Source organism: Ancylobacter sp. Lp-2, assembly GCF_020523795.1.
Classification (GTDB): Bacteria; Pseudomonadota; Alphaproteobacteria; order Rhizobiales; family Xanthobacteraceae; genus Ancylobacter.
In genome coordinates this window covers 1-19,663 of sequence record NZ_JAJALI010000005.1, presented here as the reverse complement: position 1 = coordinate 19,663, position 19,663 = coordinate 1, and the positions used below count along the sequence as shown (strand labels likewise).

At 66.0% G+C, this 19,663-nt stretch carries 20 protein-coding genes; 16 read left to right on the top strand and 4 right to left on the bottom strand.

Annotation, left to right across the window (positions count from 1 at the left end):
* Positions 1-122: 122 nt before the first annotated feature.
* The 4 genes from LGR54_RS13675 to LGR54_RS13660 all read left to right on the top strand — a co-directional run bounded on the left by LGR54_RS13675 (position 123) and on the right by LGR54_RS13660 (position 3,257).
* On the top strand, positions 123-974 hold the full coding sequence (locus tag LGR54_RS13675) for an ABC transporter substrate-binding protein (RefSeq protein ID WP_230362534.1): 852 nt from the start codon (positions 123-125) through the stop codon (positions 972-974).
* Between the two features lie 138 nt (positions 975-1,112).
* Positions 1,113-1,889, top strand: a complete 777-nt coding sequence (locus tag LGR54_RS13670; RefSeq protein ID WP_230362533.1) for an amino acid ABC transporter ATP-binding protein — start codon at positions 1,113-1,115, stop codon at positions 1,887-1,889.
* 10 nt (positions 1,890-1,899) lie between these two features.
* Entirely contained in the window at positions 1,900-2,571 is a 672-nt protein-coding gene (locus tag LGR54_RS13665) for an amino acid ABC transporter permease (protein WP_230362532.1), read from the top strand.
* Between the two features lie 14 nt (positions 2,572-2,585).
* Entirely contained in the window at positions 2,586-3,257 is a 672-nt protein-coding gene (locus LGR54_RS13660) for an amino acid ABC transporter permease (RefSeq protein WP_230362531.1), read from the top strand.
* 59 nt (positions 3,258-3,316) lie between these two features.
* Here LGR54_RS13660 and LGR54_RS13655 read toward each other — a convergent pair whose 3' ends face one another.
* Entirely contained in the window at positions 3,317-4,252 is a 936-nt protein-coding gene (locus LGR54_RS13655) for a fumarylacetoacetate hydrolase family protein (protein WP_230362530.1), read from the bottom strand.
* 113 nt (positions 4,253-4,365) lie between these two features.
* Between LGR54_RS13655 and LGR54_RS13650 the strand changes: the two genes are divergently transcribed.
* Together LGR54_RS13650 and LGR54_RS13645 are read left to right on the top strand one after the other, a co-directional pair.
* The gene (locus tag LGR54_RS13650; RefSeq protein ID WP_230362529.1) at positions 4,366-5,211 is read left to right on the top strand and encodes a sugar phosphate isomerase/epimerase; all 846 of its coding nucleotides are present in this window, start codon (positions 4,366-4,368) and stop codon (positions 5,209-5,211) included.
* An 11-nt stretch (positions 5,212-5,222) separates the two neighbouring features.
* Entirely contained in the window at positions 5,223-5,657 is a 435-nt protein-coding gene (locus tag LGR54_RS13645) for a heme-binding protein (protein WP_230362528.1), read from the top strand.
* A gap of 10 nt (positions 5,658-5,667) precedes the next feature.
* On the opposite strand, the gene LGR54_RS13640 is transcribed toward LGR54_RS13645, so the two are convergent.
* On the bottom strand, positions 5,668-6,375 hold the full coding sequence (locus LGR54_RS13640; RefSeq protein ID WP_230362527.1) for a FadR/GntR family transcriptional regulator: 708 nt from the start codon (positions 6,373-6,375) through the stop codon (positions 5,668-5,670).
* 153 nt (positions 6,376-6,528) lie between these two features.
* On the opposite strand from LGR54_RS13640, the gene LGR54_RS13635 reads away from it, so the two are divergent.
* Positions 6,529-7,524 carry an ABC transporter substrate-binding protein gene (locus LGR54_RS13635; protein ID WP_230362526.1) on the top strand — a complete coding sequence of 332 codons (996 nt, stop codon included), beginning with the start codon at positions 6,529-6,531 and terminating at the stop codon, positions 7,522-7,524.
* Between the two features lie 64 nt (positions 7,525-7,588).
* Here LGR54_RS13635 and LGR54_RS13630 read toward each other — a convergent pair whose 3' ends face one another.
* Positions 7,589-8,353, bottom strand: coding sequence for a hypothetical protein (locus LGR54_RS13630; protein WP_230362525.1), 765 nt, complete (start codon positions 8,351-8,353; stop codon positions 7,589-7,591).
* A gap of 24 nt (positions 8,354-8,377) precedes the next feature.
* Positions 8,378-9,586, bottom strand: a complete 1,209-nt coding sequence (locus LGR54_RS13625; protein WP_230362524.1) for an LVIVD repeat-containing protein — start codon at positions 9,584-9,586, stop codon at positions 8,378-8,380.
* A gap of 219 nt (positions 9,587-9,805) precedes the next feature.
* On the opposite strand from LGR54_RS13625, the gene LGR54_RS13620 reads away from it, so the two are divergent.
* From LGR54_RS13620 to LGR54_RS13580, 9 genes are all read left to right on the top strand, one after another.
* Positions 9,806-10,642 carry a GntR family transcriptional regulator gene (locus tag LGR54_RS13620; RefSeq protein WP_230362523.1) on the top strand — a complete coding sequence of 279 codons (837 nt, stop codon included), beginning with the start codon at positions 9,806-9,808 and terminating at the stop codon, positions 10,640-10,642.
* Positions 10,643-10,696: 54 nt separating this feature from the next.
* Entirely contained in the window at positions 10,697-12,070 is a 1,374-nt protein-coding gene (locus LGR54_RS13615) for an NAD-dependent succinate-semialdehyde dehydrogenase (RefSeq protein WP_230362522.1), read from the top strand.
* Positions 12,071-12,100: 30 nt separating this feature from the next.
* The gene (locus LGR54_RS13610) at positions 12,101-12,523 is read left to right on the top strand and encodes a cupin domain-containing protein (protein WP_230362521.1); all 423 of its coding nucleotides are present in this window, start codon (positions 12,101-12,103) and stop codon (positions 12,521-12,523) included.
* On the top strand, positions 12,523-13,611 hold the full coding sequence (locus LGR54_RS13605) for an Ldh family oxidoreductase (RefSeq protein ID WP_230362520.1): 1,089 nt from the start codon (positions 12,523-12,525) through the stop codon (positions 13,609-13,611). Before LGR54_RS13610 ends, LGR54_RS13605 begins: the two co-directional genes overlap by 1 nt.
* Positions 13,612-13,825: 214 nt before the next feature.
* On the top strand, positions 13,826-14,812 hold the full coding sequence (locus tag LGR54_RS13600; RefSeq protein WP_230362519.1) for a tripartite tricarboxylate transporter substrate binding protein: 987 nt from the start codon (positions 13,826-13,828) through the stop codon (positions 14,810-14,812).
* 60 nt (positions 14,813-14,872) lie between these two features.
* Positions 14,873-15,370 (top strand): tripartite tricarboxylate transporter TctB family protein, encoded by a 498-nt coding sequence (locus LGR54_RS13595; protein WP_230362518.1) that lies wholly within the window; start codon positions 14,873-14,875, stop codon positions 15,368-15,370.
* A 21-nt stretch (positions 15,371-15,391) separates the two neighbouring features.
* The gene (locus LGR54_RS13590) at positions 15,392-16,897 is read left to right on the top strand and encodes a tripartite tricarboxylate transporter permease (RefSeq protein ID WP_230362517.1); all 1,506 of its coding nucleotides are present in this window, start codon (positions 15,392-15,394) and stop codon (positions 16,895-16,897) included.
* Between the two features lie 37 nt (positions 16,898-16,934).
* On the top strand, positions 16,935-18,014 hold the full coding sequence (locus LGR54_RS13585) for a GTP-binding protein (protein ID WP_230362516.1): 1,080 nt from the start codon (positions 16,935-16,937) through the stop codon (positions 18,012-18,014).
* 61 nt (positions 18,015-18,075) lie between these two features.
* Positions 18,076-19,545 (top strand): MFS transporter, encoded by a 1,470-nt coding sequence (locus tag LGR54_RS13580; RefSeq protein ID WP_230362515.1) that lies wholly within the window; start codon positions 18,076-18,078, stop codon positions 19,543-19,545.
* Positions 19,546-19,663: the final 118 nt, after the last annotated feature.

Sequence of the window (19,663 nt, the reverse complement as noted above, 5' to 3'; positions counted from 1 at the left end):
ATCTCCATTTGACAGGCGGCTTCAGGTTTATACGATATAACAAAAAGAACGTCGGAACCTGACAGCGCTCAGTCAGAGCGGTCGTGCGTGCATATCGGCATCCGCAACGGGGAACATACAGCATGACTTTCACGCGTGTTTGGAAACAATTCGCAAAGGCTTGGACTCGCGGCGTCGGCGCGGGTGCTCTCGGCGTCGCCGCCCTCATCGGCCTGCACGCCGCGCCGGCCCATGCCGACGGGCTGTGGCAGGACGTACAGAAGCGCGGCACGCTGCGCTGCGCCTATGCCAGCGCACCGCCCTACCAGATGAAGGACCTGAAGACCGGCGAGTATGGCGGCGCCTATCTCGATCTGTGCAAGCAGTTCGCCGACGTGCTCAAGGTGAAGGTCGAGTTCGTCGACACCACCTGGGACAACATCGTCGCCGGTCTGCAGGCGGGCAAGTGGGACCTGTCCCCCTCGCTCAACCGCACCCCGAACCGCGCGCTGGCGATCAACTACAGCGGCATCGTCGGCTATGACGAGACCAATTTCGCCTATCTGAAGGCCAACGAGAAGGTGGCCAACCCGGCCACCGACCTGTCGACCATCGACCTGCCGACCGTGCGCGTCGGCGTCATGTCCGGCTCGGCGCAGGACCATGCGGTGACGGCGCGCCTGAAGAAGGCGCAGATCGTCCGCCTGCCGGATGCGAACGGCCTCAACCTCGCGCTGCTGTCCGGCCGCGTCGATGTCGCCGGCGCCGACTCCACCACCAACCTGCTGCTGCAGACCGCCAACCCCGACAAGGTGCTGCTGCTTGAGGCCCATCCGGCGCTGATGAGGCAGGGCATCTCCTACGGTCTGGCGCCGAACGTCGCCCAGCGCGACATCGACGTGCTCAACATCTTCCTCGAGGAGAAGATCGCCCTCGGCGTCGTCGACGACCTCATGAAGCACTGGAGCGAGGTCTATCTCGCCGGCGCCAAGTGATCGCGCCCATGGCCGGATCGGCGGCGCTCGTCTGAGCGTGGCCGATCCGGCTCGGCTATTCTGAGCCGAAGCGAAGCCGGAGCGGACAGCGCCCGTCGGGCGCCGTCCGCCTCTCATCGAGACGAAAAAGGGGTCGGCATGTCATCCAGCTTCCTGAACGTGCAAGGCCTGCGCAAGACCTTCGGCGGGCACCTGGTCGTCCTCGACGACATCAATTTCGAGATGCAGGCCGGGGAGCGCGTCGTCGTGATCGGCCCCAGCGGCAGCGGCAAGAGCACGCTGCTGCGCTGCGTGATGGGCCTCGAGAAGATCGACAGCGGGCGCATCGAGCTCGAAGGCACGCCGTATATCGAAGCCAATGCCAATCGCCGCAAGGACAATTTCGTCGACATCGCGGTGCGCAACAAGGTCGGCATGGTGTTCCAGCACTACACCCTGTTCCCGCACCTCACCGTGCTCGGCAATCTCATCCTGGCGCCGATGCGCGCCCGTGGCGAGGCTCGCGCCTCCGCGACCGACCGGGCGATGCAGTTGCTGCGGCGCCTCGGCCTCGAAGCCAAGGCCGGCGCCTTTCCCGGCATGCTGTCGGGTGGGCAGAAGCAGCGCGTCGCCATTGCCCGCGCCCTGCTGCTCGATCCGAAGATCATGCTCTTCGACGAGGTCACCTCCGCGCTCGATCCCGAGCTCGTCACCGAGGTGGAGGGGGTGATGCTGGAACTCGCCGAGCAGAAGATGTCGATGATGATCGTCACCCACGACATGTGGTTCGCCAAGCGGATCGCCACCCGGGTGATCTTCTCGGCCAATGGCCGCATCGTCGAGGATTGCCCGCCCGCCAAGATGTTCTCCAGTCCTTCAGAGCCGCGTACGGCGGACTTTCTGAAGAAGGTCCTTCACGTCGAAACCATTTCCTGAGGGCATCGCAATGGGCGGTTACACTTGGGACTTCTCGGCCATCACGCGGAACTGGGACCAGCTGATGGACGGCCTCGCCGTCACCCTTCAGCTGACCGGAATCTGCACCGTGATCGGCCTCGTCGGCGGCTTTCTGGTGTGCCTGATGGCGATGAGCCGGCTGGCGCCGCTGCGCTGGATCGCCGTCGCCTTCATCGAGCTGTTCCGCTGCACGCCGGCGCTGGTGCAGATCATCTGGATCTTCTACTGCGTGCCGTTCTTCTTCGGCGTGTTCTTCGACCCGTTTCTGATGGCGGTGCTGGCGCTGGGCATGAACATCACCGCCTTCAATGCCGAGGCCTATCGCGCCGCGATCCAGGCCATTCCGTCCTCGCATGAGGATGCCTGCACCGCTCTCGGCCTGTCGCCGCTCAAGAAGACCGTCTATGTGATCCTGCCGCAGGCGCTGCTGATGGCGACGCCGGTGCTGCTCACCAACACGATCGGGCTGCTCCAGCAGACCTCGCTCGTCGCCATCGTGGCGATCGCCGATCTGATGTACCAGGGCAAGACCCTCGCCACCCAGACCTATCGGCCGATCGAGATCTACACGGCGGTGGCCTTCATCTATTTTGCCTTCTCGCTGCCACTCTCGCAGGTCGTCGGCCTGTGGGAGCGGCGCCTGCGCTCGCGTCTGGCCTGAAGGAGGAGACGGGCATGAACATCTCCGCCGCCCTGGGCTTTCTGTGGGAGTATCGCCAGGCGCTGCTCATCGGGTTGGGCAACACGCTGTATTTCACCGCGCTCGGCCTTCTCGTCGGGCTGGTCATCGGCTTCGTCGTCAGCGTGGTGCGCACGGCCGGCCATCCGCTGCTGAAGCTGGTCGCCACCGGCTATGTGGAGGTGTTCCGCGGCACGCCGATGCTGATCCAGCTCTTCTGGTTCTTCTTCTGCCTGCCGGCGCTGCTCGGGGTGGAACTCGGCAATGTGTTCTCCACCATTCTCACCCTCTCGCTCTATATGGGAGCGATCTCCAGCGAGAGCTTCCGCGCGGCGTTGAAGGCCATCGGTACCGAGCAGCGCGACGCCTGCATCGCTCTCGGCCTGCCGGGGCGGGTGAGCGTGCCCTATGTCATCCTGCCGCAGACGGTCATGCGCGCGGTGCCGACTTTGCTGTCGAACTGCGTCACCCTCTTCAAGGAGAGCGCGCTGGTCTCGACGGTGGGCATGGCTGACCTGATGTATCAGGGGCAGATGATCGCCGATTCCACCGCCCGGCCGATCGAGATCCTCACCGCGACGGCGCTGATCTATTTCATCATCGCCTTCGCGACCACGCGCATCGTCACCTTCTACGAGCAGGGCTATCTCGCCCGCATGCGTCTCTAGCGAGGCCGACCGTGCGTCTTCGGCTGCGGCGGCCCGGTGTCACGACCGCAGCGGGGGGCTCACGCATCCACGACGGAATTGCGCAACGTGCCGATGCCGTCCACTTCGACCTCGATCACGTCTCCCGGCTTGAGCCACACCGGCGGTTGGCGGGCATAGCCGACGCCGGAGGGCGTGCCCGTGGCGATCACGTCGCCCGGTTCGAGAGTCATGACCTCCGAGAGTAGCGAGACGATCCGCGCGACACTGAAGATCATGTCGGAGGTGTCGCTGTCCTGCATGACCCGGCCATTGAGGCGGGTGCGGATGCCGAGGCCATGCGCGCCCGCCGGCAGGCCGTCGGCCGTGGCGATCACCGGCCCGAGCGGTCCCGTCGCATCGAAATTCTTGCCGGCGGTCCACTGGGTCGACTTGCGCTGATAGTCGCGCACCGAGACGTCGTTCATGAGGGTGTAGCCGAACACGTAGTCGAGGGCTTCCGCCTCCGGCACATCATGGGCCTCGCGGCCGATGACGATGACGAGTTCGCATTCGTAGTCGAGTTTTTCCGACACGCGCGGTCGCCGGATGGGTGCGTCGGGCGCCACCAGCGACGAGTGCACCCGGATGAAGAAGGCCGGGTAGTCGGGGATCGGGTTGCCGCCCTCGCGCGCATGGAGCGCGTAGTTCAGGCCGATGCACAGGATCTTTCCCGGGCGCGGCACCGGCGGCAGCAGTTCCACCTCGGAGAGGGCGCGGCGCGGGGCGGCGTGGCCGTCGCGAAGGACGGTCGCGAGTTCGCTTCCGAGCGTCGGCCATTGCCGGATGACCGTGATCATGTCGTCCGGCGCCCCGGGCAGCAGGTCGCGCAGGGCGAGGAGCTCGCCGCCCTCGACAATGCCGACGCCGGACGTGCCGCCATGGCTGAAGCTCGCCAGATGCATGGTGTGTTCCCCGATGTCGATGCTGGTGTCGATGTTGCCCTGTCTGGCCTGATCATACACCGCATCGAACACCGCATCGGTCCGGTGTGAGCACCCAATTGCCGAATTGGTTTATCCCGGATCGACGTTCGGGCGCGCTCCGTGGCGCTATCATTCCGCCGGTTCCATCGGATCGGGGAAGGATGATGAGCGACCGCTTTCGACTGGCGCTGCACAGCTGGACCACCGACACGACCCCCCTGAAGGACACGCTTCAGGCGGCATGTGCTGCCGGTTATGATGCCGTCGAGCTGCGCAGGCTCGACTTCGAGCGATGTTTCGAAGCCGGAGTGAGCCGGCCGGCGGCCATCGACATGATCGCTGCCGCGGGCATTTCTCTCGGCATTCTCGGCACCGAATATGGCTGGTTCTTCGCCGAGGGCGAGGAGCAGCGTCGGATGTTCGCCGTGCTGCGCGAGAGCTGTGAGATCGCCGTCGCGCTCGGCTGCGGCTTGATCATGAGCGCGCCGGGCATACCGTCGGGCACCGTGGCACAGGCCATCGCGGCGACCCGCATTGCCGGCGATATCGTCGGCGAATACGGGCTGCGTCTGGCGCTCGAGTTCAACTCGCAGCATCCGCTGGTCAACAACATCCCCGTTCTGCGTGAGATCATCGACGGCTCAGGTCACGCACATTGTGGCCTGCTCCTCGACGCCTACCATCTGCATCGTGGCCGCGGGGGCGCGCGCAGCCTCCTGGGGGTGCGGGGAGAAGAGATCCTTGTCTTCCAGTACAGCGATGCTCCGCCGGTGCCGGACACCGGCGTGCGCCGGCCCATCGACCGGCTGCCGCCCGGCGACGGCGTCATCGACTGGGACGAGATGTTCGGCCTGCTGCGGGCAACCGGCTATCAGGGCTACCTTTCCTATGAGGCGCCGAACCCGGCCCAGTGGAACCGGCCGGCGCGGGATGTGGCCGAGGAGGGCTTGCTCAAGACGCGGGCGCTTCTCGCCCGATTGCCCGCTTCCTCGCTTGATCGATCCGCTTAAGGAGCTTCTCCATGTCCGACATTACCTTGGCCCAGGCCGACGCCATCGTCGCCGCCGCGCTCACCGAGGCCCGCGCGCGTGCCTTCGAACCCCTCACCATCGTGGTTCTCGACGCCGGCGGCCATCTCGTCGTCGCCAAGCGCGAGGATGGCAGCGGCATCCTGCGCTACGACATCGCTTTTGCGAAAGCCTATGGCGCGCTCGGTTTCGGCTTCGGCTCGCGTACGCTTGCCGGCCGCGCCGCCAAGGCGCCGATGTTCTTCACCGCCGTTTCCGCGGTCGCGCAGGGGCGCATGGTGCCCGTGCCGGGCGGCGTTCTCGTGCGCGATGCGCAGGGGCGGGTGGTCGGTGCCGTCGGCATTTCCGGGGACACCGGCGACAACGACGAGGCGGCGGCCATCCATGGCATCGAACTGGCGGGATTGAGCGCGGATCCGGGAGCCTGACCGCAGGAGGCTAGCCGGGCTGCCGGTCCCCGGCCTTGCCTGGCAGCAGCCGCGAGCGGACCGAGGCGAGATGAGCCCGCATGAACCGTTCCGCCTCCGCGGCATCGTGCCGGATGATCGCCTCGCACAAGGCATCGTGCTCGGCGAAGCTGACATGGTCGCCGGGCGGCACGGTGTCGACGCGGAGCGTCTTCCACACCAGCGAGCGGCGCACGGCATTGAGCGTCTCGAACAGCGTCATCAGCAGCTTGTTCTTGCTCGCGGCGGCGACGGCATAATGGAGGCGGTTGTCCCATGATTCGAAGACCCGCCAACTCCGGGCCTCCCGGCAGCGCCGATTGCACAGCCGCAATTCGTTGACGTCGGAGCTGACGCCGTGAAGCGCCGCCAGCCGCGCGAGCTCCGGCTCGATGGCGAACCGCGCCTCCAGGATTTGCATCGGACTGGTGATGCTGCTGAGAAACCGCACATCGTCGAGATTCAGCACCGGCCGGGCGCCGATGAACGTACCACGCCCCACATGCCGCCAGACCTGTCCTTCCGATTCCAGCACCGCCATGGCCTTGCGAAGCTCGGCGCGGCTGACGTGAAGCCGCACGCACAGCTCCCGCTCCGGCGGCAGGCGATCATTCAGGCCCAGTTGCTGTTCGCCGAGATAGTGGCGCAGGCGAAGCAGCGTGTCGTTGTGATCGAGGGGCGGGGAGGTCGAGGAGGACATCGAAAACCAATAGCAGAATTGGCCTAACTTTGCCCTTCACCCGGGAGGCGGTTTCCGGCCAAGTTGACGGCAGGCGCACGTGGAGGGTTCCGCGTACCGCCATCGGCAAGGCCGGATCACTCAAGCAGCGCGCCGCGCGATGATGACACGCACATGACCAAACTCAGACTGTCGCTGGCCTGCACCCACACGGATCGCAGCGCGCCGTTGCTGGACGGCCGCATTGCCATAGAGGGCTGCGAGATCATCCCCTTGCCGGGCCAGACGCAGGACATCTTCCGTCGTACCTTGAGCGAACGGGCCTTCGACATCGCGGAGATGTCGATGTCGAGCCACATTGTGCAATGCGCGCGCGGTGTCACCGACTATGTCGGCATCCCGGTGTTCCTGTCGCGCGCCTTCCGTCACGCTTCGCTCTACATCCGCACGGATCGCGGCATCGCTCGCCCCGAGGACCTTGCCGGACGCACGATCGGCATCGAGCAGTTTCAGCAGACGGTCGGGCTGTGGGTGCGTGGGATGCTCGGCGACCAGCACGGTGTGCGCACGCAGGATGTCCAATGGCGCACCGGCGGGCTCGAAGCCCCGGGGGGCGGCGAACGCCTGGCACTCAGCCTCCCGCCGGAGATCCGGCTCGAACCTCTCGCGAAGGGCGAGACGCTGAACGCCGGCCTGGCGGAGGGATCGCTTGATGCTGTGATCGCGACCCGTCCCCCTTCCTGCTTCACATCCGGACATCCGCAGGTGGCGCGGTTGTTTTCCGATTATCGCACCGCCGAGATCGCGTATTTCAAGGCATCCGGCCTGTTCCCGATCATGCACGGGCTGGTGCTGCGCCGCCGTTTGGTCGATGAGAATCCGTGGCTCCCGGTCGAGGTGTTCCGCGCCTTTGCCAAGGCCAAGCGGCATGCCCTGAGCGAGTTGGAACAGATGAACGTTCCGCGGGTCAGCTTGGCCTGGATCGCCGAGAATGTCGCCGAGACCCGGGCGATACTGGGCAAAAGCCTGTGGGCCTATGGTCTGGAGGAGAGCCGGCGGGAACTCGCCGCCATGCTGCGCTATGCGGCCGCAGATGGGCTGACCGCCACCGAGATCGCTCCCGAAACACTGTTTCATCCCTCGACGCACGGATTGCGGGACGGGGAGTGATGCCGCGCATCCCTGCGCGGCATCTGCGGGGGGGCGGGGTTGCGTGATTCCGGTGGTCGGAACGCTAGAGGCCGGCGGCGAAGGCCGCATCCGCGCGGAACAGGCCATAGGGCAGTGTGACGTCCGCGGCGAAGCCGGCGAGCAGTTCTCCGAGCCGGCCGGTAAGGGCGGCCGGTTCGCCGCGCCGGGTTGCCGGAATACGAACGATCTCGACGTCTGGGAATTCGGCCTCCAACCGTTCAAGGGCCCGCCGTTCGCTCGGAAGCGGCATATTGTGGCTGTCGAACAGCACCGCGACGAGGGTTTGCCCGGTCCAGAAGGCACAGTCGATGTGGGCGAAGGCCGGCTCCGCATCGGCATCCGCTTCCGCCAGCAGAACATGGGCGTTGGGAAGCGGCAGGAAGCCCGAATAGATCCAGTCGCGATAATCGAGCATTCCACCCGCGACGGGTAAGCCGACCGCTTCGAGTTTGGCTTCCAGCGCGTCGCGGTCGAGCTGGATCCGCTGCTGCAGGAAGGCGATGTAGTTTTCGAGGAACGGCCGCAGCGCCCCGGCAAAGAGCGGCACGGAGGTCCGCAGGCGGGCTGCGCAGAACCCGACGCGGTCGGCATGGGCGCCAAGCTCTGCGGCTTCCTGCGGACGCAAGGCGAACCAGCCCCGCGAATTAAGCCGGAGCGCGGGGGACCCCGCGCTCACCAGTGCCGCTCCCTGTCCCAGCCCGAGGCCCGACTGCCTGAGATCGGCAAGCGTGTGCCGTGCCGCAACGGCGGGATCGCGGATCGCGCCGAAGACGATGGCCGCGCAAGGTCGGGTACGGTGCACGTTCAAGGACGCATCCTTTGCCGGCGGAGATCAGATATTGGCTTCGAGGCAATAAAGACCGCCGGTCCAGCGCTCGCCGGCATAGATCACCCCGCGCTCGTCGACATAGATGTCGTTCATCTGGGCGGTCGGCACGCGGGAGTTTTCCGGGCCCGGCGGCACGAAATAGGCGATGGTTTCCGGGCGATAGGGATCCTTGATGTCGTAGACGCGCAATCCGGCATTGAAGAAGCAGCCGAAGATCACCTCTTCGCTGCGGAAGGAGGGGCCGGGGCGATTTTCGTGGATGTTGTGCGAGCCGAAGCGCCCGCCCTTATGGCCATATTCCTCCACCGACGGAATCGGGAAGGTGGCGATCGGCACCAGATTGGTCTCCAGCCGCGCGTCGAGCATCCAGGTGAGCTTGGGCCAGTCCTTGGCATCGTCCTGGATGCATTCGTCGGTGACGACGATGAGGCCGCGCTCGAACAGCGGCATCACCGTGTGCGTGAAGCCCGGATAAGGCGGGTGCGGATTCCAGGCGCTTACCACCTTGGGGGCGGACTTGTCGGAGATGTCGAGGATGAAGGCGCCACCGTCGATATAGCCGATATAGGCCCGGTCCGGCCGCTCGGGATAGACGTTGGCATTGTGCAGGCGGAACGCATCGCCGCCGCGAATGACATCGAGCGGCACCGGGTTGAGGCGCGGCGGCGGCGGCGCATCGTCTCCCTCGCGGGTTCCGGGCAGCCACCAGCGTCCGGCCTCCTTGGGGTTGGCCGGGTCGCGCACGTCGATGATCATGTAGAACTGGTCGTCGCGCGGATGCCGCGGCACGAAGTCGGCGGCGGCGCCGGAGCAGTGGATGAATTCGCCGTCGACGAACCACAGGCAGTGGGCGCCGCGCGAATGCGGTCCGGACATGTCGAAGAAGGAAATCGAGCGCGGATTTTCCGGGACCGAAATGTCGAACAGCTCGACGCCGGCCGGCTTCATGCCGTGCTTGGCGGTTTGGTAGCTGACGGCGAGAAGATCGCCGCAGACTTCGAGGGAATTCGACCGCATGTTGTTGTGCGGCAGCTTGGTCTGCGCGACCACCGAGGGACGGCGCGGATCGCTCACGTCCACGCCGGTGAAGTTCATCGGCGGCCCCTCATGCGCCACCCACATGATGCGCCGGCCATCGGCGGCGATCTGCATGCTCATGCCTTCGCCAATGCCGCCGAATCCCCTCAGCACGTCATGGGAAAGAAGTTTCATATTCTTGGAAAGCGCGCCTTCCATTCTGAGTCTCCGGACGTGAAAGAGGGAGGTGTGATGCCGCGACGAATATACAAAAAATTGGAATCGGAAAAGAGATTTATAAATTATCTTGACCGATGGCCGCTGCCTGTGCCCTTCTTGAAGCTGCCGGGACGGGCCGGATGGTCGGCGAGGGCATGACGAGGGTTATCGGCGCGTGGCGGCCTGCGGCCGGGCATGCCGGGCTGTCGTCGATTTGCGTTCGCATCTCATGAAAACGAGCCGCAACAGGGTGTTACGATGAGTGCTCGGGGAAGCATGGACGACAAGAAGCCCGCTTCCTTGGCGGAGCTGGCCTATGGGCTGCTTTACGCCGACATCACCAATGGCCGTCTGGCACCGGGCCAGAAACTCCTGCCGGCCGAGCTGAGCGCCAAATACGCGGTCGGTCTCAGCCCGCTGCGCGACGCGCTCAACCGGCTATGCGCCGACGGGCTGGCGGTGAAGCGGGAGCAGAAGGGCTTCTTCGTCGCCGACCTCGACGAGGCCGAGTTCCTGAAGATCACCGATGCCCGCCTGGTGGTGGAGGAGGCGGCGCTTCGGCTGTCGATCGCCAAGGGCGATCAGCGCTGGGAGGACGGTGTCGTGCTGGCCTTTCATCGCCTCGCGAAGGTGGCCGCCGCCGGGGGCAAGTTCGTGCTTACCCCGGAATGGTCGGCCTGCCACGAGGAGTTCCATTTCAGCCTGCTGGCGGCTTGCGACAATGAATGGCTGCTGAGCTTCTGCCGCAAGCTGTACGAGCAGTCCTCGCGCTATCGCGCGCGGCGCCGGTTGATTTCCGCGAAGGGGTCGATCCCGGTCCAGCGCAACCTGGTCAAGGCGCATCGCGACATCATGGAGCGATGCATCGCGCGTGATGCCGACCAGGCGGCGGATCTGCTGGTCAATCACTACCGGAAAACGTTCGAGCTGGTCATGGGCAGCCGGTACCGCGTCCTCGACAACCCCCGCCGCCTCGTGCCCGACGCGGAGGGGAAGGAAGCCGGTTTCCCGTTCGACCTCATTGAAATCTAGGCGGCCCGGATCGCGCCGCCGGTGGCGGCCTGTGGCCTCAAAGTGAGCAATGGCATGTTTCTTTCGATCAATCCCGCGACCGGTGACGAGCTCGCACGCTATGAGCCGCATTCGGCGGCCGATATCGATCAGGCGCTCGGCGAGGCGGTCGCCGCCCAGCGGGCCTGGCGCAAGACCCGCATGGTCGAGCGCTGCGCCCTGCTGCGCAAGGTCGCGCAGGCGCTGCGCGCCGAGCGGGACGCCTATGCGCGCCTGATCACGCAGGAGATGGGCAAGCCCATTCGCGAGGCCGAGGCCGAGATCGAGAAGAGCGCCTGGACCTGTGAATTCTACGCCGAGCACGCGCCGCGCTTCCTCGCCGACGAGCTGATCGCGAGCAACGCCACCGAGAGCCGCGTGGTGTTCGATCCGCTCGGCGTGGTGCTGGCCGTCATGCCGTGGAACTACCCGTTCTGGCAGTTTTTCCGCTTCTTCGCCCCGGCGATCGCGGCAGGCAACGGTTCCATCCTGAAGCACGCCGCCAATGTGCCAGGCTGCGCCCTGGCGATCGAGCAGGCGTTGGCCAGGGCCGGCGTCCCGGCCGGGCTGTCGCGCTCGCTGCTCATTCCCTCTTCCGCCGTCGCCGGCCTCATCGCCGACGACCGCATCGCCGCGGTGACGCTGACCGGCTCGACCCCGGTCGGCCAGCTGGTGGCCGCACAGGCGGGCAAGCACCTGAAGAAGCAGGTGCTGGAGCTCGGCGGCACCGATCCCTTCATCGTGCTGGCGGATGCCGATATTGCCCGCGCGGCGGAATTCGGCGCCCGCGCCCGCTTCCAGAACACCGGGCAGAGCTGCATCGCCGCGAAGCGTTTCATCGTGGAGGAGAAGGTCGCCGATGCCTTCACCGAGCAGTTCCTCACGCATGTCCGGGCCCTGCGTACCGGCGATCCGATGGACCGCGATACCCAGGTCGGGCCGATCGCCCGCGCCGATCTGCGCGACGACCTGCATCGCCAGGTGATGCAGTCGGTCCGCGAGGGTGCCCGCGTGGCGCTCGGCGGCGACGCGCTCGCCGGGCCGGGCGCCTTCTACGCGCCCACCGTGCTGGACCATGTCGAACTCGACATGACCGCCTGTCGCGAGGAGATCTTCGGCCCGGTCGCGCCGATCATCCGGGTGCGAGATGCCGAGCAGGCCGTCGCGGTCGCCAACGACACCGAATACGGCCTCGGTGCTGCGCTGTGGACCGGCGACCTGTCCCGTGCCTACCACCTCGCGCGGGACATCGAGGCCGGTGCGGTGTTCGTCAACGGGCTCGTGGCGTCCGACGCGCGCCTGCCGTTCGGCGGCATCAAGAAGTCCGGCTACGGCCGCGAGCTCGGCGTCTACGGCATCCGCGAATTCACCAACATCAAGACCCTGTGGGTCGGTCCGGTTCAAAGCTGAGCCGGCGAACAAGACATGTCAGGAGCGAACGTGAACAAGGACGGCGAAATCACAGGTGTCGTGCTGCGGCCGGACGAGATCCGGGCGGCGGATCGCGGCAATGGCGCCAAGACCATCCCGCTGGTGGTGCCTTCGCTGGGGGCGCGCAGCCTGATCAACGGCATCACCATCTTCGCGCCGGGCGCGGCGATCCCGCTGCACAGCCACAATTGCGAGGAGAGCGTGATGGTGCTCGAGGGCGAGGCCATCGCCGAGATCGACGGGGTGCAGCATCGCCTCAAGCCGATGGACACCACCTGGCTGCCGCCCAACCTGCCGCACCGGTTCATCAACGCATCCGCCGACAAGGAGATGAAGATCCTCTGGATCTACGCCGACATCGCCGCCACGCGGACGCTGATCGAAAGCGGCGAGACGCGCCCCATCGCGGCCGAGCACCTGAAGAGGCTGTGATGAGCACCGCCACGATCGAGAACAGCCGCCCGGCCGAGGATCTCGTCCTGCCGGCCGCGACGCTTGTCGCCTTCGCCACCCGCGTGCTGCACGCCCTCGGGGTCAGCGAGCCGGATGCCGAGGCTGCCTCCGAACTCCTGGTGGAGGCGGACCTGACCGGCGCCGACGCGCATGGCATTTTCCGCCTGCCGCAATACGCCACCATGATCCGTCAGGGCGCGATCAACCCGACGCCATCCATCACTGTGCATCGTTCGGCAGCGGCTACCGCCATCGTCGATGGCGGTGACGGCCTCGGCCATCTCGTCATGAAGAAGGCGGCGGAGACGGTGGTGGAGCTGGCGCGCGAAGCCGGCATCGGCTGGGTCGGCGTCCGCAATTCGAACCACGCCGGTTCGGCGTCGATCTGGGCGGCCTTGCCCGTCGAGCACGGCATGATCGGGCTCTATTCCGCGGTCGCCAGCGCCAACCACATGGCGATCTGGGGCGGTACCGAGCCGGCGCTCGGCACCAATCCGCTGGCGATCGGCCTGCCGGCGGGTGAGGGCAACCTGCTGATGCTGGACATGGCGACCACGGTCGTGTCCTACGGCACCATCAAGAAATACGCCCTGCACGGTAAGCCGCTGCCGGAAGGCTGGATGATCGACCGCCGCTCGGGCGGACCGCTCACCGACCCCAAGCAGAGCGCGGAAGGTCTGCTGCTGCCCATCGGCGGCTACAAGGGCAGCGGGCTCGCCCTGATGCTCGGCTTCCTGGCGGGGACGCTGAACGGCGCCGCCATGGGGCTCGACGTGATCGACTTCAACGCGGTCAGCAACCAGCCGACCAATACCGGCCAGTTCGTCGTCGCGCTCGACGTCAACCGCTTCCGGCCGCTCGCCGAGTTCGAAAGCGAGGTCCGCCGACACGCCGATGCGCTGAAAGCGGGCGCGCGGCTTCCCGGCGTCGATGCGATCCGGCTGCCCGGCGAAAATCGCAGCGCTCGCCGCGCCGAGCGGATCCGCCAGGGCGTGCCCATGCCGGCCCCGCTGCTGCAGCGCCTCAACAATCTGGCGCGGGAGCTGGGCGCCGCCCCGCTGGCCTGACGATCACGGCCGGGACTGCCACCCGGCCGCAAGACGATACGAAGACGACCCCTAGTCATAGAATTTGCGGCGATGTCGTATCGCCGCTGCCTGCCCTGACGGAAGAAATAAAATCTGTCTGAAGAGGCAGAAAATCCAAGAACGTTCGATCTTCGCCTCGCCGGCAAAGTCGAACAGAACGTCTCGAAAAGAGACGAGCATCGGGAGGAACAGGATGAAACATTTCAAGTCTACCCTTGCTGCGGGCCTGTTGTCCGTAGCGGCATTCGCCCTGCCGGCGGCTACGGTGCACGCCGCCGATTATCCGTCGAAGACCATCCGCATCGTCGTGCCGGTTCCGCCCGGCGGGCCGACCGACACCGCCGCGCGTATCGTCGCCGAGCGGCTGAACACCCTCTGGGGGCAGCCGGTCATCGTGGAGAACAAGCCGGGCGGCACCGGCGCGCTGGCCAACCAGACCGTCAACAACGCCAATCCCGACGGCTACACGATCCTGGTCGGCAATGTCTCGACCAACGCCATCACCTTCGCCACCGATCCGGAGAAGACCAAGGGCATCAAGCTGAAGGGGGTCAGCAACCTGATCCAGGTGCCGGGCATCCTGTCGGCGAATGGCGATCTGCCGGTCAATTCGATCCAGGATCTCGTCGCCAAGATGAAGTCGGGCGAGCTGAAGAACATCAAATATGGCTCGGGCGGCGTCGGAACCTACCCGCAGATCGACATGCTGCGCCTGATGACCGTGAACGGCCTCGATGCCACGCACATCGCCTATAAGGGCGCCGGCCAGATCCTGCCGGCACTGCTCGGCAATGAGATCCAGCTCGAATTCCTCAACGAAGCGAGTGGCCTGCCGCTGATCAAGTCCGGCCGCCTGAAGGGCCTCGCCACCACCTGGACCGAGCGGCTTCCCGAACTGCCGGACGTGCCCACCATGCAGGAGCTGGGCTATGGCGACATCGGCACCTCGGCATGGCATGGCATGTTCGTGCCGGAGAAGACGCCGCCGGAAGTGGTGAACAAGCTCTATACGGCCGTCTCGGGCATCATGAACGATCCGGACGTGCAGAAGAAACTGGCCGACCAGTACATCAAGGCCACGCCGAGCAAGTCGCCGGAAGACTTCTCCAGCTTCGTCGACGCCGAGCGGGCGAAGTGGCTCAAGATCATCCAGGACAACCATATCGAAGTCGCCCCGTAGGCGACCGCCAGCGGGAGCGCGCCAGGTGACGCGCGCTCCTCCTCTCCAGGGAGTTTAACGATGTCGCAACACGGACACCCGCCAGAGCCGCGCCCCCAGCGGGCCGCTCGCCGCCCCAATAACAGCCCGTTGTTCTTTTCTGGCCTTGTGTTCTTCGCGATCGGTGCCGCCGGCATTCTCATCGCGCGGAACTACCAGATGGGCACCGTGCAGAATATGGGCCCGGGCTATTTCCCCATCCTGCTCTCTTCGCTGCTGTGCATCATCGGCGTGCTGTCGGTGATCTCTTCGCTCGCCAGCGCGTCGCGGGAGGAAATGGCGGCCTGGCCGCTAGTGCCCACCTTCTCGGTGGCGCTGGGTGTCTTCGTCTTCGGCCTTACGGTCGAGCGCATCGGACTCCTGGGGGCCTCGGCGCTGCTCCTGCTGTGCATCGGCTACAGCCAGATCAGGACACGCCCGCTCGAATACCTGCTGCTCGCCCTCGCCCTGATCGTCTTCTCCGCGTTGATTTTCGTGAAGATGCTTGGGCTTCCCCTCGAGCTCTGGCCCAACTTCTAATCCGAGGCCGGGGAGGCTTTCATGGATATCTTCTCGCAGCTCGCGCATGGTTTCGGCATCGCGCTGACCATGCAGAACCTCACCTATTGTCTTCTTGGATCGATGATCGGGACGATGGTGGGGGTTCTGCCGGGCATCAGCCCGGTCACCACCATCGCCATGCTGTTGCCGCTGACGTTCCAGGTGCCGGCGGTGTCGGCGCTCATCATGCTGGCCGGCATCTATTATGGCGCCCACCATGCCGGTTCGACGACCGCCATCATGCTTAACATGCCGGGCGAGCCGAGTTCGGTGGTCGTCTGCATGGATGGTCATCCCATGGCCAAGCAGGGCCGCGCGGGCATCGCGCTGTGCGTGTCGGCGATCGGCTCCTTCTTCGCCGGGTGTGTCGGCATCATCGTCATCACCTTGTTCTCGCCGCTGCTGTCGGAGGCGGGCTTGCTGTTCGGTGCCCCCGAATACACCGCCCTGATCGCGGTCGCGCTGATGACGGCATCTGTGATGTCCAACGGCTCGGCGCTGTCGACCTTCGGCATGGCGGTGCTCGGCCTGCTCATCGGCACCGTCGGCACCGATGTGGGCAGCGGGCTGGAACGCTACACCTTCGGTCTGCCGGAACTGGCAGAGGGCGTCGACTTCGTGACGGTGGCCGTCGGCCTGTTCGCCTTCGCCGAGGTAACCCAGCATATCGGCGCGCCGGAGCGCCACGGTGCCCTGTCGGTGAAGTTCTCGGAGCTGTTCCCGCGCTTCGCCGATCTCAAGCAGGCCTTTCCCGCCATCTTCCGCGGTACCGGCATCGGTGCCGCGCTCGGTATCCTTCCCGGCACCGGGCCGCTGGTTTCCGCCTTCGTCGCCTATGCCGTGGAGCGGCAGGTGGCCAAGGACAAGTCCCGCTTCGGCAAGGGCGCCATCGAGGGCGTGGCGGCACCGGAAGCGGCCGACAACGCCGCCGCGATGACCCACTTCATCCCGATGCTCGGGCTCGGCATTCCCGCTGGCCCGGCAATGGCGATGATGCTGGGCGCGCTGATGATCCAGGGCGTGCAGCCGGGTCCGGAGCTGATGACCAACCATGCCGACCTGTTCTGGGGCGTGGTGGCCAGCATGTGGATCGGCAATCTGATGCTGCTGATCTTCAACCTGCCGATGGTCGGCGTGTGGATCAAGATGCTCACCACGCCCTACCGCTTCCTCTATCCCGGCATCATTCTGTTCTGCTGCATCGGCGTCTACAGCGTGCGGAACTCCACCTTCGACGTGCTGCTGGCCGCCTTCTTCGGTCTGTTCGGCATGGTGGCGCGGCAGTTCAACTGCTCGCCGGCGCCGCTGGTGCTGGGCCTCGTGCTCGGCCCCATCTTCGAGGAGAACTTCCGGCGCTCGCTGACCATTTCGAACGGCGATCCGATGATCTTCCTGGAGCATCCGATCAGCGCGGCCCTGTTCGTGCTCTTCGGCGTGTTCGTGATCGTCGCCATCCTGTCGGGTGCGCGCTCGCGCAAGCAGAAGCTGGTCGAGGAAAGCGCCTGACCGGGCGTGCGCAGGTAGCGGGAGAGACAATATGAGGATGGAGCGGCAATGGCGGGCCGGCGGCGACGCCGCCATTCCCATCTACCTGCTCACCGGCTTCCTTGGCAGCGGCAAGACGACCTTGCTCCGGCGCATCCTCGATGCGCCGGAGCTGGTGGATACCGCACTCATCATCAACGAATTCGGCGAGGTTGGCCTGGACCACAAGCTGGTGCAGTCCTCCGTCGAGAACGTATTGCTGATGGAGGACGGCTGCCTGTGCTGTTCGGTGCGCGGTGACCTGGTCGATGTCATCGGCGACCTGTTCGCCGGGGTGCGGAACGGCGAATTGCCGGCTTTCTCGCGCATCGTGATCGAGACCACCGGCCTCGCCGATCCCACCGCCATCATCCAGGATCTGACGACGGCGAGGGGGCTCGCCGGCCTCGTCCGGCTGGAAAAGGTCATCGTCACGGTGGATGGCCTGCTCGGCGGAATGCAGATCGCCGGCACCGACGAGATGCTCTCGCAGGTGGCGCAGGCCGATCTCTGCGTCGTCACCAAATGCGATCTCGCCGATGTCGATCAGGTGCTCGACCTCGTCGGCCAGCTGCGCGCGGTCAATCCGTTAGCGGAGATACTGACGGGCGACGACGAGGCGACCACCCCGGCGGCGATCCTCGATCTCGCCGGTCCACGCCTGGCGCGCCCGTCGCCCGGCTCCGCGTTCCGTTGCGACGGCGGCGAGACCTGCACGCATGCGCCGGGCATGCCCTGCACGGAACACACCCTCAGGGCGCCGGGCGGCGGGAACATGCATCGGAAGGTCCAGTCCTGGTCGATTCGCTGCGACCGGCCGCTCGCCTGGCCGCGGCTGCGGGACTGGCTCGATCTGCTCTATTCGAGCCGACCCTCCAATTTGCTGCGCATGAAAGGTATTCTCAGGATCGAAGGTACCACCGAGCCGATCGTCATCCACGGAGTTGGCGCGACCCTCAGCCGGCCCGAAACATTTCCCGCCGGAGCGGGGACGGCCGATCTTTCCGAACTGGTCGTGATCACGATCGATCTGCCGGCCGAGCAGGTGGATCAGACTTTCCGCGCGCTGGTGTTGCCGGCGGCAGTAGCCAAAAACTGAACCGCCGCTACAAGACACGTATGACGTCCTTTCCCGTTCGGGAAGGTACGAGCCCAATCCGGTGGACCTTGCCTTGCATCTTCCCGACACAGGCCGGACGCAGTTCCTGACCGTCTTTCCGGCCATCATGCTGCCCATGTTCCTGGCCGTCGTGGACCAGACCATCGTGGCCACGGCGCTTCCCAGCATCGGCCAGGAGCTCGGCAGCATCGAGCGTCTGTCCTGGATCATGGTGACCTATCTGGTCGCCCTCACCATTTCGGCGCCGGTGTTCGGGCTGCTTGGCGACAGCTTCGGGCGCCGCCGGCTGCTGCTGGTGGCTCTCGGCCTAGTCGCCGTCTTCTCGCTGCTATGTGCGCTGGCGCCGAGCGTCGAAATGCTGGCCGTCGGCCGCTTCGGACAGGGGCTTGGCGGCGGCGGGCTGATGACGCTGTCGCACGCGCTGATCGGCGAGACCGTGCCGCCTCGGCAGCGGGGGCATTTCCAGAGCTACACCGCGTCGGTCGCCGTCACCGCCAGCACATTGGGGCCGGTTCTCGGTGGCGTGCTGGCGGAGAGTTTCGGCTGGCCGTCCGTCTTTCTCGTCAATCTGCCGATCGTGGCGATCGCGGCCGTGCTGGTGTCGCGGCTGCCTGCCCATCACGCGACGGCGGAGAATTTCCGCTTCGACTATGCCGGCGTCGTGCTGTTCGCGCTCACCGTTTCCTGCGCACTCATCGCGCTGGAGCAATTGCAGAATCTCGCCTCCCTCTCACCTGTCCGCCTGGGGGGCTTCATCGTGGCGACGGCGGTGCTGCTGCCGCTGCTGATCTGGCGCGAACGGCGGGCGAGCGTACCCCTGCTGCCTCTCAGCCTGTTGGGGGCGCCGGCGATCTGGCGTAGCGACGCGCTGGCCTTCCTGCACGGCGCGTGCATCGTCTCGCTGATCACCTTCATTCCGATCTATCTGTGCGTCGTTCACGGCATGACGGTCGCGCGGACGGGCCTCGTCATGCTGCCGATGACCGCCTGCATCGGCCTCGGCTCGATCATGACCGGGCGTCTGGTGAGCCGCACCGGTCGCACGGCGATCTTTCCTTCCGTCGGTCTTACGCTGGCGGCGCTGTGCCTGCTGACCTTCGGGTCGCTGTCGCCCACCCTGTCGACGCTGGCGGCCTCGATGATGCTCGGCGTCGCCTCGCTCTTCATGGGCAGCGTCATGGGGGTGGTGCAGATCACCGTGCAATGGGCGGCGGGCGCGCATCACCTCGGCCGTGCCTCCGCTTCCGTGCAGCTGTCGCGCTCGCTCGGCGCGGCGTTCGGCACGGCGCTGGTCGGCACGGTGATCTTCATGATCATCAACCTTGCGGGAAGCGAGGCCACCGGCATGCTCGGCGAATTGCTGGGGCGCGACCCGCAGGCCCTGGCCGCGGTGACGCCTGCGCTTCGTGGGGACATCGCCGAAGCGTTCCGGGCCGGCTTCCTGTTGATCAGCACCTTCGCCGCGACGGCCTCGGTGCTGGCGTGGACGCTGCCGCTACGGCGCCTGTAATAAAATCATCAGGCCAATGGCCGATCTACCACTGCTGCGGAAGGGAACTGTTTCCATGGCGTCTTACATTTCCGACGACCTGCGCTCGGGCGCGCTGGTCTATCACCGGCTTCCGCGT

Coding starts and splice junctions, on each gene's coding strand:
- LGR54_RS13675 (WP_230362534.1), top strand. CDS start 123: ATGACTTTCACGCGTGTTTGGAAACAATTCGCAAAGGCTTGGACTCGC.
- LGR54_RS13670 (WP_230362533.1), top strand. CDS start 1,113: ATGTCATCCAGCTTCCTGAACGTGCAAGGCCTGCGCAAGACCTTCGGC.
- LGR54_RS13665 (WP_230362532.1), top strand. CDS start 1,900: ATGGGCGGTTACACTTGGGACTTCTCGGCCATCACGCGGAACTGGGAC.
- LGR54_RS13660 (WP_230362531.1), top strand. CDS start 2,586: ATGAACATCTCCGCCGCCCTGGGCTTTCTGTGGGAGTATCGCCAGGCG.
- LGR54_RS13650 (WP_230362529.1), top strand. CDS start 4,366: ATGAGCGACCGCTTTCGACTGGCGCTGCACAGCTGGACCACCGACACG.
- LGR54_RS13645 (WP_230362528.1), top strand. CDS start 5,223: ATGTCCGACATTACCTTGGCCCAGGCCGACGCCATCGTCGCCGCCGCG.
- LGR54_RS13640 (WP_230362527.1), bottom strand. CDS start 6,375: ATGTCCTCCTCGACCTCCCCGCCCCTCGATCACAACGACACGCTGCTT.
- LGR54_RS13635 (WP_230362526.1), top strand. CDS start 6,529: ATGACCAAACTCAGACTGTCGCTGGCCTGCACCCACACGGATCGCAGC.
- LGR54_RS13625 (WP_230362524.1), bottom strand. CDS start 9,586: ATGAAACTTCTTTCCCATGACGTGCTGAGGGGATTCGGCGGCATTGGC.
- LGR54_RS13620 (WP_230362523.1), top strand. CDS start 9,806: ATGCCGGGCTGTCGTCGATTTGCGTTCGCATCTCATGAAAACGAGCCG.
- LGR54_RS13615 (WP_230362522.1), top strand. CDS start 10,697: ATGTTTCTTTCGATCAATCCCGCGACCGGTGACGAGCTCGCACGCTAT.
- LGR54_RS13605 (WP_230362520.1), top strand. CDS start 12,523: ATGAGCACCGCCACGATCGAGAACAGCCGCCCGGCCGAGGATCTCGTC.
- LGR54_RS13600 (WP_230362519.1), top strand. CDS start 13,826: ATGAAACATTTCAAGTCTACCCTTGCTGCGGGCCTGTTGTCCGTAGCG.
- LGR54_RS13595 (WP_230362518.1), top strand. CDS start 14,873: ATGTCGCAACACGGACACCCGCCAGAGCCGCGCCCCCAGCGGGCCGCT.
- LGR54_RS13590 (WP_230362517.1), top strand. CDS start 15,392: ATGGATATCTTCTCGCAGCTCGCGCATGGTTTCGGCATCGCGCTGACC.
- LGR54_RS13585 (WP_230362516.1), top strand. CDS start 16,935: ATGGAGCGGCAATGGCGGGCCGGCGGCGACGCCGCCATTCCCATCTAC.